Source organism: Cytobacillus sp. IB215316 (assembly GCF_033963865.1).
GTDB classification, from domain to species: domain Bacteria; phylum Bacillota; class Bacilli; order Bacillales; family SM2101; genus Nanhaiella; species Nanhaiella sioensis.
This window is the reverse complement of sequence record NZ_JAXBMC010000004.1, coordinates 39285-57054: the sequence shown is the minus strand read 5'-3', so window position 1 is coordinate 57054 and position 17770 is coordinate 39285. Positions and strand designations below refer to the sequence as shown.

At 36.2% G+C, this 17770-nt stretch carries 9 protein-coding genes; 3 read left to right on the top strand and 6 right to left on the bottom strand.

All coding sequences use genetic code 11. From position 1 onward, the window contains the following. Nucleotides 1-103: 103 nt before the first annotated feature. Nucleotides 104-3133 carry a glycosyl hydrolase gene (locus tag SLH48_RS09160; RefSeq protein WP_320257912.1) on the bottom strand — a complete coding sequence of 1010 codons (3030 nt, stop codon included), beginning with the start codon at nucleotides 3131-3133 and terminating at the stop codon, nucleotides 104-106. Nucleotides 3134-3789: 656 nt separating this feature from the next. Between SLH48_RS09160 and SLH48_RS09155 the strand changes: the two genes are divergently transcribed. Next, nucleotides 3790-5070, top strand: a complete 1281-nt coding sequence (locus SLH48_RS09155) for an MFS transporter (RefSeq protein ID WP_320257911.1) — start codon at nucleotides 3790-3792, stop codon at nucleotides 5068-5070. 345 nt (nucleotides 5071-5415) lie between these two features. Here the strand turns inward: SLH48_RS09155 and cdaS are convergent, their stop codons facing one another. After that, a complete protein-coding gene (gene cdaS / locus SLH48_RS09150; protein WP_214482876.1) occupies nucleotides 5416-6036 on the bottom strand; it encodes a sporulation-specific diadenylate cyclase CdaS in 621 nt (206 codons plus the stop codon). Nucleotides 6037-6290: 254 nt separating this feature from the next. Between cdaS and SLH48_RS09145 the strand changes: the two genes are divergently transcribed. After that, entirely contained in the window at nucleotides 6291-6857 is a 567-nt protein-coding gene (locus tag SLH48_RS09145; protein WP_320257910.1) for a hypothetical protein, read from the top strand. A gap of 323 nt (nucleotides 6858-7180) precedes the next feature. Here SLH48_RS09145 and SLH48_RS09140 read toward each other — a convergent pair whose 3' ends face one another. Together SLH48_RS09140 and SLH48_RS09135 are read right to left on the bottom strand one after the other, a co-directional pair. Next, nucleotides 7181-8593, bottom strand: coding sequence for an alpha/beta fold hydrolase (locus tag SLH48_RS09140; protein ID WP_320257909.1), 1413 nt, complete (start codon nucleotides 8591-8593; stop codon nucleotides 7181-7183). Nucleotides 8594-8769: 176 nt separating this feature from the next. Next, on the bottom strand, nucleotides 8770-9672 hold the full coding sequence (locus SLH48_RS09135; RefSeq protein WP_320257908.1) for an SDR family oxidoreductase: 903 nt from the start codon (nucleotides 9670-9672) through the stop codon (nucleotides 8770-8772). Between the two features lie 478 nt (nucleotides 9673-10150). On the opposite strand from SLH48_RS09135, the gene SLH48_RS09130 reads away from it, so the two are divergent. Next, nucleotides 10151-11431, top strand: coding sequence for an OFA family MFS transporter (locus SLH48_RS09130; RefSeq protein WP_214482871.1), 1281 nt, complete (start codon nucleotides 10151-10153; stop codon nucleotides 11429-11431). A gap of 511 nt (nucleotides 11432-11942) precedes the next feature. On the opposite strand, the gene SLH48_RS09125 is transcribed toward SLH48_RS09130, so the two are convergent. Together SLH48_RS09125 and SLH48_RS09120 are read right to left on the bottom strand one after the other, a co-directional pair. Continuing rightward, entirely contained in the window at nucleotides 11943-13142 is a 1200-nt protein-coding gene (locus SLH48_RS09125) for a class I SAM-dependent rRNA methyltransferase (RefSeq protein ID WP_320257907.1), read from the bottom strand. A 218-nt stretch (nucleotides 13143-13360) separates the two neighbouring features. After that, nucleotides 13361-17326 carry a glycosyl hydrolase gene (locus tag SLH48_RS09120; protein WP_320257906.1) on the bottom strand — a complete coding sequence of 1322 codons (3966 nt, stop codon included), beginning with the start codon at nucleotides 17324-17326 and terminating at the stop codon, nucleotides 13361-13363. Nucleotides 17327-17770: the final 444 nt, after the last annotated feature.

Below are 17770 nucleotides of genomic sequence, written 5' to 3'. Positions count from 1 at the left end.
TAGCTTTTTATCCAATAGAATGAAGGATATGTTAACTTTTTGCCATTAGAAAGGGGGATCAGTCTAAATTAGACTTATCCCCCCTTCAAGTAAATATTATTTTTTAATGTGTGTACTCATACCAAGGAGAATCATACGCTAATTGGCTTTTTTCGTACGTATAAAAGAAATTGATTGAGTCTCCTGCTTGTAAACCATTAACAGTATACTCCCAGTTCTCTCCGTTTTTCACAGCTCTTACATTTTGTTGTACCTCATCATTAACCTTGTAATGGAAATCTACAAATGCAGATGATCCTGCGTTAGGCGTAAAAATAAACTTAGCATTTTGCCCATCATTAATCATTTCAATTGTATAATCATCTGCGGTAATTACATTACTATCGTCATCAACAGGATCATTAGTGAATGTCAACCAATTTAAATTACCCATTCCAGCATCTGTTTCACCTTTGAACACTACATATAGGTCATGTATACCTGTTGCATTAGTAATAGCCCCAGTGTTTGTTACCCAGTTTTGCCATCCACCTGTAGGTGTAATGTCTACTGTACCAATTAACTCTCCTTCTATACTATCAAGTCTTAATTCAATCGTTCCTCCAGCTGATTCTGTAGCTACCCTAGCTTCTACACCAGTTGCACCAGTCCCAAAATCAACACGATTAAATACTAGATAGTCTCCATTATCAATCCAACCTACGTTTAAGCCGCCGCCTACATCAGTCGTCTGCTCAGTTTCAATTCCACTCATTGAAGTGTATTGCTCTGCTTCGATTTGGTCGAAAGCATTAATAACTGGATCGTCTCCTGGGTTATCCCCTGGATCTCCGCCTGGATCTCCACCTGGATCTCCACCTGGATCTGTAGTTCCTGTCCCGTTACCAACATTGAATTGATGTGGTTCAACAGTCACTGTCGCGCCATCTGAGAATGTCACTGTTTTTACTGAATCTGTCATATTATAAACGACATACGTTTTTACATTACCTTTCGTAAAGACTGCATGGATTGGATAATCTGCTGTAATGGTAGGGTCAGCATTTCCTAATGCATTTAAATTGTGAATCCAGTGATACGTATTTGCTTTGGAATTTCCAGCCTCTGGTTCAAATATATCCGCTCTAGCATTAAACTGCCTTATTGCATCATCAGGGTTCTCAATGGCACGGTACATCCAAATAAGATCTTCCCAAACATTCCAATCTTCGCCGCCATTTTCAGCTACTAGTGCATCGTAATTTCGTTTCGTGTATTCTGGATATTGTGTTAAATATAATGAAGCCCCTGTAATAGGTAACCAGTTAATACCGTGAACTTCCTCTGGGTTATTCGTCCACCATACTGCATCACCGACAGTTTTTCCTCCCCAAACCATACTAGCTGTTTCTCTAGTAAATCCTGGGTCATGATTTTCTCCTGTAACATCAAACCAATATTCATTAATGGCATTCATTTCAGTCGTAAATAAGTAAATACCTAAATCACGTAATTCCTTATTGCCTGTAGCTTCTCCCCAAAGAATGAGACCAGCCCAAGCATTCATTGCTTCTGATGATGATTCATTGTTGTTACCATCAAAGAATTTAGCATGACCAGAAGCCCAAGTATGCCCCGCATACATGTCAAAATTCCTTAAAAATGGAAAGGTTTCATCATTGCGATCAGCGTTTGCAATATCTCTAATTAACAGCTCTATCATTTGTCCCCACTGGCTATTACTAGCCCAGTTTTTATCAACACGTGCTATTTCTGCAGCAGCTTTAATAAAATATCCGTAATGGAAATGGTGATCATTCATTTCTTCAACTGACCCAAAACTGTCAGGATATCCTAACAGCGTACCCCAATTATCATTGTAATAAAATAGGCGCTCGTTATTTAAATTGCCACTTTGATCACTTGCTGTTAACCAATCCTCTAAGCCAGCTTTCATTTCTTGGCGGAATTGATTAGCTGCATCTGTATCACCAACTTGCTCAGCAATTGGTGCAAGTGTTGCAAGTTCACCTAAACGTTTACCATACCAATACGTATCAGTTGACGAGTCAACTTCAGTTTGTGCCTCATCTATATAACTTGCTAATGTTGCCTTATCATATGTCCCTAAATCAGGTAATGATGGTAATACACCATTAAAATCCATTGTTGTCTTGAATGAACTGCCTTCTGCAACCTTCATCGTCCCACGAACTGAATCAAATGTATAGTCTAACAATGGTTGATTTGTACTTTTCCACTGATGTGGGTATAAAGCGAATATCGTCCCTTCATTAGAACCTTCTTTTGCCTCTGTTACAAAGTTGTACGTTGTTTCTACCTCACTTGTTGACTCATTGTAAGACCAGTCAACCTTTGTATCTACAACATGAGAGTATGCATACTGTTCAAATTTCTTTAATGTCTCTAAAGAATTATCAGGTAAAACAGCTATAGAAAAGTAATTCTTACCGTTTAGATGGTTTGTTAACGTCTTAGTGTCTAAACCTGACCAAGTTGAACCAGTTGGACCAAATAGTGCATAATGACTACCTTTTTCAGTTGTAATACCTAGCACATTACTATTTTCATCACCATACCAAACGGTCGGCGGAATAGAAGGGAGTGTAATTTTTGGGTCGCCCCCTTCATAGGTCGCATAAACAAACGGTGAACCATGACCATACGTAACGTTTAAAACGTTTGATCCACTTTTGGATTCATTTGTGACAAACCAATCACTAAAGCCATCAACTTTCGTATCTCCAAATGAGCTTGTTCCAGTATGCCCAAGAACAAAATCATCTATATCATTCATCCAACCTTTCGTAAACCCACCTAAGCCTTCTATATTATTGCTAGGGTTATAGATTCGAAGCCCAGCTGATTCATTAATCATGGCTAACGGATGAGGATATTGGGCGTCAGAATATTGCACCCATGCTGTAGAGCTCCACCAATCATTTGTTGGCATCGCTCCAGTTATGTTTGAAGTCTTATAAATCATTTCTTGCACATCAGATACATTACTAGGCTTGACGGTCGAATAGCTTCCCGCACCTGCATTAACTTCTCCTGAAAACGCTTTCGTAGATGGGGAAAATAAAGAACCTGTAAGGAGTGTTACTGAAGCAATTGTAAGCAGCTTTTTCATACTTTTTCTCCTTTTCGAATAAATTTATCCCTGTTTCGTAATGGGGATATGTTTAGAATAAACGAGAAAAATTACTACTACAATAGGAATATACATGTATTTATTGTAACAGAATTGTAACACTGGACTAGCATACATACAGATATAAAGACCTACTTTTTTTGTATTATCTTACTGTTTTTCAAAACATTTGATTAGTTTAGTAATACTTGGTTTCACGAAACACTTTCGTTTTAACAGACTTCTAAGAAGATAAAAGTTTCACACCAACTCATTTTCTGATCATAAACCAAATTTACTAGATCTGTTACCTCATAAAATCTACTAATATGCTAGTAAATATTTCATTTTATAGCTCAGTCATCTCCAAGCCTTCATGTAATACTTCCATGTACAAGTTACAACATGGCATCCTAATTTGAGGAAAACACTATTCGTAGTTTACCTTTACATTGAGTTCAAACATGAATATAAGTACATATACATTTAATGTTGTTGGCATCTTTTCTACCATTAAAAAGAGCCTTTTATTTGTTTCTCTGTCCAAACTCACCTTCTAGGTCTAGGGACTGAGCTACAACCAATCAACAGACTGTTACAATACGTCCTTTTATCAAATATACTGATCCTAAAGAAAAAACGATAAGGAGAAAAAAATGAAAAAGACTTTTGCCGTTTTTAAAAACCGTAATTATACGAAAGTGTTTTTTGCACACCTTACTTCACAAATGGGTTCGGTAATTGGTTTGACAGCTTTTCTATTTTACTTATTAGATCGTTTCTCGAGTCAACCTGCCTATGCCACAATTAATGAAATGATGTATTCTCTTCCGACATTAGTAGTGTTTTTTTTCGTTGGTGTATTAGCTGATCGCATGGATCGGAAAAAAATAGCCATATACAGTGATTGGATTCGAGCTATATTATCAGTTTTTTTTCTCGCTTCAATATGGCTTGGATGGATGCCACTTATTTTTTCAATACTATTTTTAAGAAGTGCTGTATCAAAATTCTTCATACCTGCAGAAACGGGTATTATCCAAGGAATTTTACAAGAGGATGATTATACAACGGCTGCTGGATTAAATCAAATGCTAGGTAGCTTATTTATGTTATTTGGAAATGGACTTGGAGCTATAGCTTATTGGACAGTAGGAATTGAAGGGGCAATTATCGTTGACTGTATATCATTCATCATAAGTGCAATACTTCTTCACACATGTAATATTCCAGAATCAGTACGCTTACCTAATGGAAAACATACGATTAAAGACTTGCAAATTAAAATGATTGTTAAAGATTTCAATTCAGGCTTACGCTATATTTTTGGGAATCGACTATTAGCTTCCTTAGTAATCGGCTTTCTCATCTTTGGGATCATTAATGGTGGCTTTTCAGTTATGCAAGTATTTATACTTAAATATAAATTAGCACCTGACACGTACGAAGAAATGGCCGTAATCTCAGGAATTGTATTTGGCGTTGGGGTTTTAATTGGAAGTGTCGTCGCCTCCATAGCAGCGCAAAAATTCAAGCTATATCAGATGATGATCTTTGGATTGTTATTTAGTGGTTTATTTATTGTCGCAGCAGCATACGCAACAAACCTTGTATTGTTTTTCTCAATTATGTTCATTGTAGCTTTAAATATACCAATGATTAATGTAGCAATGGGTGGTTGGCTTCCTAAAATTGTAGATCCAAAAATGATGGGAAGGGTGCAGGGCTGGATTGACCCATTAATGATGTTTTCTCAAACGATTACTTTGGGTATTATTGCGGTAACTTTCCCAGCAATTATTACCGTTGAAGGTTTATACTGGCTCGTCGGTATTTGTGTCTTAGTAGTAGGAATTTATTACGCGGTTGCATTACCTAAGTTTGACAGGGAACAAACAACGATTACTGCTAATGAAGGTGTAAAAGAGCACGGCTAAATGTAAAGGTACATTTTTAAAACCCCCAGTTTCTTCTTGAGCTGGGGTCTTTATATTTAGCTTTTTGCGCATTGATTATTGCTATCCATTTTAAGATATAAACACTTATACATTTAGTGATCGGGCTTCTTTCCTACTTTTACAATGATTAAGCTCTAATAAATTATTAATAAAAATAGCAACAAAGCTAAAAGATCCTTATATTTTTTGCTAAATTTTTTCAAATTCATCGTTATTCATAGCATCGTAAGCCCTACTCTTCATTTTAAAAGATGATAGGTGTAAATATGATCTCACTTGTTGTTTAAATTAAATTACAATAATAACAACTAAAAGAACATCCTGCTACAGTGATTTCGCATTAGCGATAGGATAGAGATGTCCTCCAATAGTAAATGATATGTTCCCTGATTCTTCAGAAACAATTAATACTAACGCATCACACCTCTCCGTTAAACCAAGCGCTGCCCTATGGCGTGTCCCTAATTTGCTTTTGCCTATATAGTGATTTGAAAGTGGGAGAACATTGGCTGCTGAAACTATTTGATTTCCATGAATAATGACGGCACCGTCATGAAGTGGATTTCCCGGAAAAAAAATAGACTCTAATAACGAGGAGGTTAGTTGAGCCTCAATCGGTATATTAGATTGGATATACGAACTAAGAGGATCTTGTCGTTGTACAACAATTAAGCCGCCATGTCGACGATCCGACATATGTTGAATACTAAGTGAAATATCTTCATATTTATCAGTATAAGAGGATAAATAACAATTTAAATAAAATGATGCTGCGTTCATTTCAATCTGTACAAAGCTTTTTTTAATATCTTCTAACTCTCCTAACAAACATTTTTTATCATCATCAATTGATTGTAAACTTTCCTCTAAGTTAGTTATTACCTGCTTCATATCTGCCTTCAACTGTTGTTTCATAGGTGAAAAATCACATTCAACATTTTTCATAACTACTCAGCCCCAATCTCCATCACTCTATCAGAATTTCGTTTATTAGCATTAGTTTTATTCAATTTGATATATTTATCCTCATAAAATGGATTCATATAGCATCATTGACATTTATCTCAACTCTAATATGTTCTGTTACAATATGTAATTAAGAAAGGTGCACCCAAACACAGCATCCTTTGTAACAATTTGATTCGTTTAATCGTCAAATATATGTGAATAGAACTTAAAGTATGAGGGGAGGGTAGCTGATGAAATACGTTAGATTATGTCTCACATCGTTACTGGTTTTCATGTTATTAATACCCATGTTAACTACAAAAGCTAATGCCTGCTCTTGTGTCCCATCACCCCCAGTTGAAGAAGCCTACGAGCAGTATGGCGCCATATTTTCAGGAAAAGTCATCAATGTTTCTAAAAGTAAATCATTTCTCCAATCTCATTTTTCCGATGTCGAGGTATTGTTCGAAGTAACTAGTAGCTGGAAGGGCATTGAACAATCACAAGTGAAGATTTTTACAGCAATAGACTCAGCAAGCTGTGGTATTAACTTTTCATTACAACAAGACTATTTAGTGTATGCACACTTGGATGCAGATAACAAACTTGTATCATCCATTTGCAGTCCAACAAAAATAATGGGGTCTGCGCAAGACGATATTGCGACTTTAAATAGTATACAACAGCCTACAACAGCAGATAATCTTGAGCAGGTTAATCTTGACAACCCATTGAGTAACATTAACTATGTTGCACTCGGCATACTAATTATTATTTCAGTTTTCATACTAACTTTTATAAAGAAGAAGAAAAACTAACCACATTTTAAAGGAACGAATAAGAGTCTTCTCCACCACAAGGTTAGAAAAGACTCTTATCACATTATCCCAACTACACAAATACCTCGTTTTTGTCACCTTCACCCTATGTATACCTAGGTCATAAATAAATATTTATTTCGTAAACTTTGTTGTTATTTATACAAAATTACCACAGTAAAAAAAGAAGTCTTTTGTGATTATCATCATAATATAGAAGAAATGATGCTACGAAACTATAGTTTGATCCGTGTTTATTTTGTACGAAAAACAACCAATGCGAAAACAGTCTTTGGAATAATAGCTAAATTAATTAACAGAGGTTATTCGTTACGATATGAAGTTATGATTTGTACATCCTCATATTGCTTTGCCACATCTGCGATTGTGCTCGTTACTTGACCATAAATATTTTTTTCAAAAAAGGTAAGAATAAAGTCGTGTTGAATGCTTGCACCCTCTCTCCCGTCAAGCTTTCCTGTAATGTTAAAATATTTGCTTAATGGTGAATACATATAAATCATAGAGAAATCTTGATGACCGGTATTGTTAATTTGATATAACTCAGGAGCCATACTACTGCCTAACAATAAATACAAATGCTCATTATTATAGCCTTGCTCCCATTCATGACTTCTTAAAAACAGAGATGGAATTTGTAGTCCGCTATCCAGCTCTTGTTCTTCTATAGGTTCAACCCATGCATCCAATCCAATTAACGCCTTTATTCGTTTATCATGGAGTGCAGTCGCTACAGCAGCCCCTCCCCCAGTAGAGTGACCGATCACACCAATATTGGCTAAATCTAATTTACCTTTCAAGGTAGAACTATTTTGGCCTGTATTCATCATTTCTAGCTGATCAAGTGTAGCTTGAATATCTCCTGCAAATGTTTTTACTAACGTATTAGCATATGTTAAAAAGTTAGGAGTTTCTTCACGATCAGGTAATGCTTCATCATTAACATAAGCTACCTCACCATCATTAAAAGCAGTGACAGCTGACCCGTATGTATGATCAATCGCTACTACAACAAACCCATTACTCGCTAATAGTTCTGCAACATCTGTATGAATATTTCTGAATCCTGTCCAGCCATGAGACAGAATAATGACAGGGTATTGTTCCTTTTCATTACTAATAGGGGCATTAAGGTAGGAATTCGACTTCACTAAAGACGTGTGACTAAGAACAAAATCCGGAAATCCCATTAATTTCGAGACACCCTCTGCCACTATTTTACCGTCCTGTAGCCACGGAACTTGCTCATACGAACCTACATTTTGTGCAGGATACCAAACTTGTAGCTTTATTTTCCTATTGTCGGTCATATCTTCACTATAAATAGCCTCCCGACTATCATCTATTAAGTCAAATGATATCGTACCAATTTCATGTGGTCCTGATGGTGTAGGAATTTTGTATACAGGGAATGCATAGGAAAATAACACTGTTAATAGGAATCCGCCTATGACTATAGGCAAACTCATTCGTATCAGTTTTTTGTCATTTTCCAACCTTCGCTTCTTTAATAATCCTACTCGAAATAATATTGTCATTAAAAACTGAAACACAATAATTATGTAAACAGGATAAAGCTGCCATCTTATTCCTTCAAAAAACACATGTGGAATAAACACAAGTATTGCTAGAAAAGGTATTAATTTTGCTATTTTCATATTCCCAAAGCTTTTAAATATGATAGCTACTATTGTTAAGAAAACAAATAGTAACATGAGAACCTCTAAGACTCTTATTTTTACTCCCCCCCATAAAAAAACTATAGTGTTTTTATTATATCTAATTTTCTATTAATCTGCCTGTTAGAACATACAAAAGGTCAAGCCCCTCTTTGTCATATGAAGGCTGACCTTCTCTTTCCAATAACGATCCTTGACCAACAATATAGCAGCTATGTGTTTAAAATTACTCCCCCATTTACATGTATTGTTTGACCTGTCACATATCGAGAATCATCAGAAGCTAAATATACAAAGGCAGGTGCAAGCTCAAAGGGCTGCCCAGCACGTTTCATCGGTGTTTCCAAACCAAATTGTGTTACTTGCTCTGCCGAAAAGCTCGAAGGAATTAACGGGGTCCAAATAGGGCCAGGAGCGACATTATTTACTCTAATTCCGTGTTCAACTAATGATAAAGATAGCGAGCGTGTAAAAGTAGTGACAGCCCCTTTCGTAGCAGAATAATCAATTAAGAATTTTTGACCTTGAAAGGCTGTAATAGATGCCGTATTAATGATTGAGCTTCCATTTTTCAAATACGGAAGTGCTGCTTTTGTCATATAAAATATTGCAAAGACATTCGTTCGAAATGTATTTTCAAGCTGCTCAGATGATATATCAAGAATGCTTGATTGCACGTATTGAACAGCAGCATTATTGATGAGAATATCTAACTTTTTTCCGAACGTTTCAATCGTTTGCTTGACTACTTGCTGTGACGTTTCTTCCTTACGTAAGTCCGCACTTATGACTAAACATTTTCCTCCTAAGCTCTCTACCCTTTCCCTCGTTTCAGCTGCATCCTGGTGTTCATTCAAGTAAACTATCGTTATGTTGGCACCTTCTTTGGCAAAAGCTATGGCAGTAGCTCTACCAATTCCACTATCTCCACCTGTGATGATAGCAACTTTATTGTGCAGCTTATTGCCACTTCGATAATGAGGATCTTCGGAAATTGGCCTCGGTATCATTTCATATTCAAGCCCAGGATGAACTTCTTGATGCTGTGGCGGAAATGCAATAGGAACCTGTTGTGTTACTTGCTTAAACCCGTAATATGGGTATTGAGGATACAAATGATCGCCTCCATTTAATTGAGAGTGCTAAAGCAAAATGGACAAAAAAGCAAAGAATTATGTTATATAGGCATTCGTTTATATCATATTATTTTTTTCATAAAAAGTTCCTACCAACATATCCCCCATACTACTTATAATAGGTTGAAATGTCATATCATGATAACCCTCTAACAGAAAAGTAATTAGCTATATGAGTAAACTTTGTTGCTTACTGATATACGTTTGTCATCTTTAACAATGAAGAAATACCAAGCATGCCAGCTGTATACTTGCATAGGTTGTCAGTCGATAAAGCAACAATTAGTGCAAAACCTAATGTAATAGCTATCATGCTCAATGTTTCACAAAGTCGTCATAATAATTTTATACCAATCGTTTTTTTACACAGTATAATTAAATTACATTAAGTTTGTGATAGTTTTCACAAACTTGACTCATTCATTTACAATTAACATAACAAAAGGAGAGGTTTCGAATGAAACAAAAAAACCGTTGGTTAATTGCTTTATCAGCGATTGCCATCCATATTTCAATCGGTTCTGTATACGCATACAGTGTATATAAAAAACCAATTCATGATGAATTAGGGTGGAGCAGTACTGAAACTGCCTTAGCATTTACAATTGCTATCTTTTGTTTAGGAACATCTGCAGCATTTTTTGGCAAGCTAGTTGAGAAGAAAGGCCCTCGTTTTTCAGCTATCGTTGCAGCCATTTTATTTTCAACAGGTCTTATAGGGACTGGATTTGCTATTCAACTTGAATCATTATATGGCTACTATTTAACGTATGGACTAATTAGTGGAATGGGATTGGGAATAGGTTATATAGCACCGGTATCTACATTAGTTAAATGGTTCCCAGATCGCCGTGGTTTAGCTACCGGGATGGCAGTTATGGGGTTTGGTGCAGGTGCATTAATTTGTAGCCCAGTAGCGAACTATTTAATTGAGAACGTTGGATTATCACAAACATTTTTCATTCTAGGCATCACATATTTTATCCTCATGATTTCAGGAGCATTATATATAGCTCGACCTGAAGAAGGATGGGTACCAGCTGGGATGAAGGAAGCGTCAGAAAAAGGAAAAGTAAAAATCAAAGCTGACCTTGCTCAGCTTACTGCTAACGAGGCAGTAAAAACAAAACGATTTTGGATGTTATGGTTAATGATGTTTATTAACATATCTTCAGGAATCATGCTCATTTCAGTTGCTTCACCAATGGCTCAAGAAAAAGTAGGTATGACAGCTGTAGCAGCTGCAAGTATGGTTGGTATTATGGGCTTCTTTAACGGTGGTGGACGTATCGGCTGGGCTACTGCATCAGATTATTTAGGTAGAACAAATGTGTTTACGATATTTTTCTCAATTCAACTCGTAGCATTTTTAATCTTACCAACAGTTTCTAGCCAGGCGATATTTGTTACATTGATTTTCCTTATTTTAACCATTTACGGTGGGGGATTTGCCTCTTTACCAGCATTTATAGGAGACTTATTCGGTACAAAGCAATTAGGTGCAATTCATGGGTATTTATTAACATCTTGGTCTATGGCAGGCGTGTTTGGACCAATGCTCGTATCATATATTAAAGATACAACAAACAGTTATAATGCTACATTTTATATATTTGCAGCATTTTTAACAATCGCGTTAATTACTTCTTTCCTTATCCGTATGGATATTAATAAAATTAAAGCGCAACAAAAGCCAGCTTCTCAAAAAGGTAATTTAAAGCAACAAGTTGCACAGTAATTTAAACAAAAAGCTCTTGTCGTTACCTTAGTTGCTAGATGTTTGTCTGTGAGACATCATTTAAAAAAAGTTCCTAAGTGTTTAAGGAGTTATATCAAAATGCGCAAACAACGAAACCGATTGAGCAGGTTTTTCTTCCTGCTCTTTTTTAGTTTTTTTCAAGATTTGGAATTTATTTGGTTGGAAAACAATCTTCAATGTTGAATAATCCCCTATTAAAGTAATGGGTGGGTGCAAGTCATTGATGTGTAAAACGATATTGTTAACTTCGGTGATTTTAAAAAATGGAAAATGTTATTCAAGACTTCAAAGCTAGTAATCATCCTGTCATAATTATGAGACATGTAGATGATGAAGAAGAAAGTCCGTAATTCCAAGCTTAGACATTAAGAATTTTGTTGGAACTTTTTTACATCGGTTGAATGCTATTGAAGTATTAGACAACGATGAATTTGTAGAAGAAACAAAGAAAATATCTCATAAGCGAAGAGATGCCTCGGCATCCCTTTTGTTATTCACCAGTAATTTGAATAAACACTACCTTCAAGTAGTTACCTTCTTCAAACTCTTTCACCGTTCTAAAGTCTTCTGGGAGAGAAAATTGTTCAATTATTTTGTAGCATCTCCCCATTTCTTTAAAAGCAATTTCAATAAACTTTTTAAATTTATTCATATTAAAGGCACTTGAATTCGTTGAAGCAACGATCATCCCGTTATGTTCAGTAATTAAAATAGCTTGTTTTATTAAATCTGTATAATCCTTCGCTGCGCTAAAAGTAAATTTCTTTGATCTGGCAAAACTAGGCGGGTCTAGTATGACTACATCAAACTTTTTCTCCTTTTTCACAGCATACTTAAAGTATTTAAAAACATCCTCTACGATGATGTCGTGTTCTTTATAGTTAATGCTATTCACTTCAAATTGTTCTATTGTTTTACTTAAGCTTCTATTAGCTAAATCAACACTTGTTGTTTTTGATGCACCACCCGAAGCCGCAAAGACAGAAAATGCGCCAGTGTAGGAGAACAAATTTAACACTGATTTGCCTTCTACATATTTATCTCTAATCGTTTTCCTTACCTCTCTTTGGTCTAAAAAAACACCAACCATCGCTCCATCATCTAAGTACACGGCAAAATGAACACCGTTTTCCTTTACTAAAATTGGAAACTGCCCTCTTTCACCAGTTACAAAGCCATCCTCTTCAATATATTTACCGTCTGTTGCAAACCTTTTTTTCTGGTATATCGCTTTATAGTCAACAAGCTCACTTAACGCGTTAATGACATATTCGCGAAATGTATATATGCCTTCGCTATACCAATTAATGACATAGTAGCCATCGAAATAGTCAATTGTTATACCACCTAAGCCATCACCTTCCCCATTAACAACCCTAAATGCAGTTGTATCTTCCTTACCGAAAAAATGACTTCTTCCATGAAGCGCTACTTTAATTTTTTCCTTAAAAAACTGTTGATTAAGCTGTTCACCATTATTTCGGGTTAAAATCCAGCCAAATCCTTTGTTTTGTTTGCCATAATAGCCTCTTCCGATAAATGAGTTTCGATCATCGACAACCTTAACAACTGTGCCCTCTTCTTTTAAATCATTGATATTGACAATTGCTTCTTTCGTAATAAGCGGATAACCATTTTTAAATTTGTTTATAAATTTTGGTTTTACCTTTAAACGTATCTCAGCAGCCATCGTGTCATCCTATCTTCAAATTTTTATTATCATTATGTTAGTAACAGTTTTGCCATCTTATCCTACCACAAAACAAAAAGCATGTCGTAGAAATGTATGATCTACAACATGCTTTAATATTGAATGATTACAACTCTTACCTAATATTTCACATCATAATAACGACTAGACTTCATGTATGTGTTTCTAACGAGTTCAGATGCCAAGTAAAACAACAATCAATGTGTATATTCATACCAAGCTGAATCATATGCTGGTGTTCCAATTGTATATGTGTAGAAAAATTCAATGGTATCACCAGTTGTTAAGCCATTTATTGTATACTCCCACGTCCCAGCATTATTTGTCGTACCGACATTTTGCTGTGCACCACCATTAATCGTATAATGTAAGTCTACAAAATTAGAAGCTTCTCCTGTTGGTGTAAAATGAAATGTCGCACTACCCCCATTGTTTTCAATGTCAATTGTAAAATCTTCATGACTAATTGTTCCGTTATCTGGATTTCCGTCAATTGGTGGCGCCTCTGTTGTAACATCTATTGTACTTCCAGCTGATTCATTACCAGCAGCATCTCTTGCAATCACTTCAAAGGAATAGGTTGTGTCTCCTGATAGTCCGGTAATTTGATAGGTAGTTAATGCTGTATTATCAACGTACACTCCGTCTTTATAAATATCATAACCCACTACTCCGACATTATCAGAAGCAGCTTCCCAAGTAATTGTAATAGTCGTTTCACTTTGTGCAGTGCTTATAAGACCCTGAGGAGCGGTTGGTGGTTCTGCATCATTTGGTGGACTTCCTGAATCCGATCCTGCTATATAACTGTACGTTTCAGACACATATGCAGGTTGACCTAATGTGTAAGTATAGGAATGATCTACTGTATCGCCTTCGCTCAACCCTTGAATTGTATATTCCCATGTCACACCATTTTCGATCATCCGTACGTTTTGCTGTGCACCATTATTAATTTTATAATGTAAATCAACGAAATTAGAAACATTACCAGTTGGTGTGAACTTAAAAGTGATATCTGTTCCTTGATCAATTATATTAATCGTATAATTATCTGTAACAATCTCGTTATTCCCACCACTACCTGGTGTTGCATCAGTTGTTACTATTAATTGATTACTAGCTACAGATTCATTCCCTACTGCGTCTTTTGCAATGATCTCAAATGTATAGGTTGTATTTGCTGTTAATCCAGCCACTTGGTACGCTGTCGCTGTTGTCGATCCAACATATACACCATCTTGATATACATCGTAGCCTTCTACCGCTATATTATCTGTTGCTGCTGTCCATGTTAAATCGACTGTCGTCTCACTCTTACTTGAATAGTCCACATTTGTTGGCGCAGTTGGTGCTTCATTATCATCAGGAGCAGGATCTGTTGTTACGATTAAACTATTGCTTGGATTTGATAAATTACCTGCTGCATCTCTAGCAATGACTTCAAATGTATACGTCGTTTCACCTGTTAATCCAGTAATTTGATACGTTACACTTGGTGTGCTTGCTACTTGCTCACCATCTTGATAAATGTCATAAGCCACTACGCCAGTATCGTCCGTAGCCTCTGTCCATGTTAAATCTACTGTCCATGCTGTTTTTCCAGAAAACTGGAGATTTTCTGGTGAGCTAGGAGCTTCTATATCAGGATCTGTATTACCTCCACCAGGAGGTGTTGCAGAACAGTTACCACCAGGGCTAACTGCAGTTTCTTGAGCCATTGCGTTTGCTGGGACTACTAATTCAAAGCAATCAGAGAATGTTACTGTTTGCTCAAAATCTGATGCATTGTAAGCAACGTATGTGTTATTCCCATCTTTGGAGAATACAGAATATAATGGGCTATTCGCTGTAATATCAAAGTTTGGTAAGCCATACACATCTAAAGATCTTATCCAATGATACGTATGCGCCCTCGTTTCACCAAACTCTACTCCAACCGCTGGGTCTACTTCTGAATCCTCATCCTTCCATTTTGCTAACGCTTCCGCTGGATCATACAATGCATAGTATGACACTAAAATGTCCTGCCACGTATCTGGATTATCTAGACCCTGCCAACCATATTGAGCTTTTTTCTGTAAATAGTTTGGAAACTCCGCATACGTATTATCGTAGTTACGCTTCACATAATTTGGATCTCTACCTAGGTAAAGTGATGCAGGTGTAATCGGTAACATCTGAATCCCATGTGCTTCTATTGGATTCTCTGTCCACCAAGTAGTATGGTTATATTTTCCTCCCCATACCATTACTGCATCATCATTTGAAAACTCTGGTTCAAATACATCTCCATAAATGTCAAACCAATAATTATTAATAGCTTGCTGCTCAGTTGTGAACATATAAATTCCAGCATCTCTTATTTCTGAATTCCCTGTAGCTTCGCCCCAAAGTATGAGTGAAGCCCATGCATTCATCGCTTCAGATGAAGACTCATGGTTGTTCCCGCCATATCTCCAATCATCTGCATCTATGAAGCCCATGCCATTTGCCCAAGAGTGACCAGCATATGGATCGAAGTTTCTTAGAAATGGGTAGTCATCTGAATTACGATCTACTGTTGCGATGTCATCAACTAACTCATTAACCATACCTCCCCATTGTGAGTTACTATCCCAAGCGTTTGCTGTGTTTGGTTCCTGTAGAGCAACTTGTGCTGCTGCATAAATCCAATAACCCCAATGGAAATGGTGGTCATTTAATTCCGTATCTGAAAAATAATTTGCACTATAACCAATTAACGTTTTCCAATGGTCATCATAATAAAAATAATTGTCTTCAATTGGTTGCCCAGCTTCATTATATTTTGTCGGTGTAAACCACCATTCTAGTGTTGATTTAATTGAGTCAATAAATTCTCCCTTTTTATGTTCGTCGTTTAGTTGATCGGCAATTGGCATGATATTAGAATTACGTCCTAAATTTTTCCCCATCCAATACGTATCATAGCCGCCATTACCACCATCTGCTCCAGCTTGAACAAAATTTGGATTTAAAGACATTCCATAATCAAAATATTGCCTTACATAATCTTCTAATTTTGCAATATCAGCAGGATCTGTAAGCTCTGGCATTGTCGGTAATATTCCGTTGTAAACGTATTGTGTACTAAAAGACGTTCCAGAAATCGCTTTCATATTTCCCCGAATTGAATCGTATTCGTATAAATGCGCTGAGTTTGGAATAAGAGGGTTGTTTCTCCATTGATGTGGATATAACGCTGTAATTGTCTCTCTATTGGCACCTTCCATTGGTGTAGTTGTAATTGTATAATCCGTCGTTAACGTACTACTTGCTTCATGATAATTCCAATCTACTCTTGTATCTGTAATAAACGCAAAAGCGCGCTCTTTATAGAAGTTAAATGTGTTTTCACTACCGTCAGGTAAGCCAGCAACTGTAAAGTAATTTTTCCCATCTGGTAAATCTGCAACTACTTCAGTTCCATTCATAGTCCATGTAGAACCTGCTGGAGCATATAGCCCATAGTAGTTTGTTTGACCATTATTATCTACAGATAACTGTAGATATGCATTATCATGCTTTACAATCGTTGTTGGGTTTTTAAAAACAACTTTAGGCTCGCCACCCTCAAATGTGAAGTATGCATATGGACTTCCATGAGCAATCGTTGCTTTCATATTTTTACTACCGTCTGGACTTGCCATTAAAATGTCAGCCGCCCAATCAGAAAGTTTATCTGCTCGTGCATCTACCGGAGAAAATGTTGTCGCTTGAACCTCAAGATCTATTTGTCCAGGTCTATGCTCCCTTTCTAGTTCATTTTCTCCATCCAATAATGTATTAACAGTTTTAGGAGGGTTACTTATTTCGAAACCAGTTGGAGTTGCTTGGTATGACAAAGGGTGTGCATATAATGCCCCTGAATATTGATACCATAATACTGAGCTAATCCAGTCATTTGTAGGTAATGGCTTCCCATCTAAATTACTTGTTGAATAGTCAAAATCCTGTGGCGTTCTTCTTGGGTGAAGTTCCCACCCATACAATTGCGTCCCTTTGGCAACTGTAGAATATCCACCTGCACCAACGGGTACATCATTTTCTGAAATTTCGGCTGTAGCTGGTAAAGATGGGAGCATCATAGACGCACTAATTGTAACCGCTGTCAAAACAGATAATATTTTTTTAAATTTCACTCAACACACCCCGTTTAATAGAATATAGCAAAATAATCATAAAAGTTTAAGTTTACTAAATGTTTCGTAAATTTAAATTACAAGACTTTAAAGTGAACACAAAGTTACTAGTTTCCCCCCCTCTATAAAAAACTACACCGTTTTAAATACGCACGACCGTTACATGAATATCATTGCAAAATACATCATATTTGTATATGCAACTTTCGTCATAAATTGTCGAATAATGCTAAAGAACGAATTTTTTCGTGAAACTATTCACTATTTATAACGATGCTCCATGAAATCGTATGTTTAAAACGTGTAATTAATTTAAAACATATGGGATTTGCTTTAAAATATGCCTAGAAACCTTAATATAGTAAAAATATTTCGTGAGTGTTTTACAATCTAGGTAATTTTACCGAAAAAAATAAAATTACAAATAACTACTGACGCGAAATA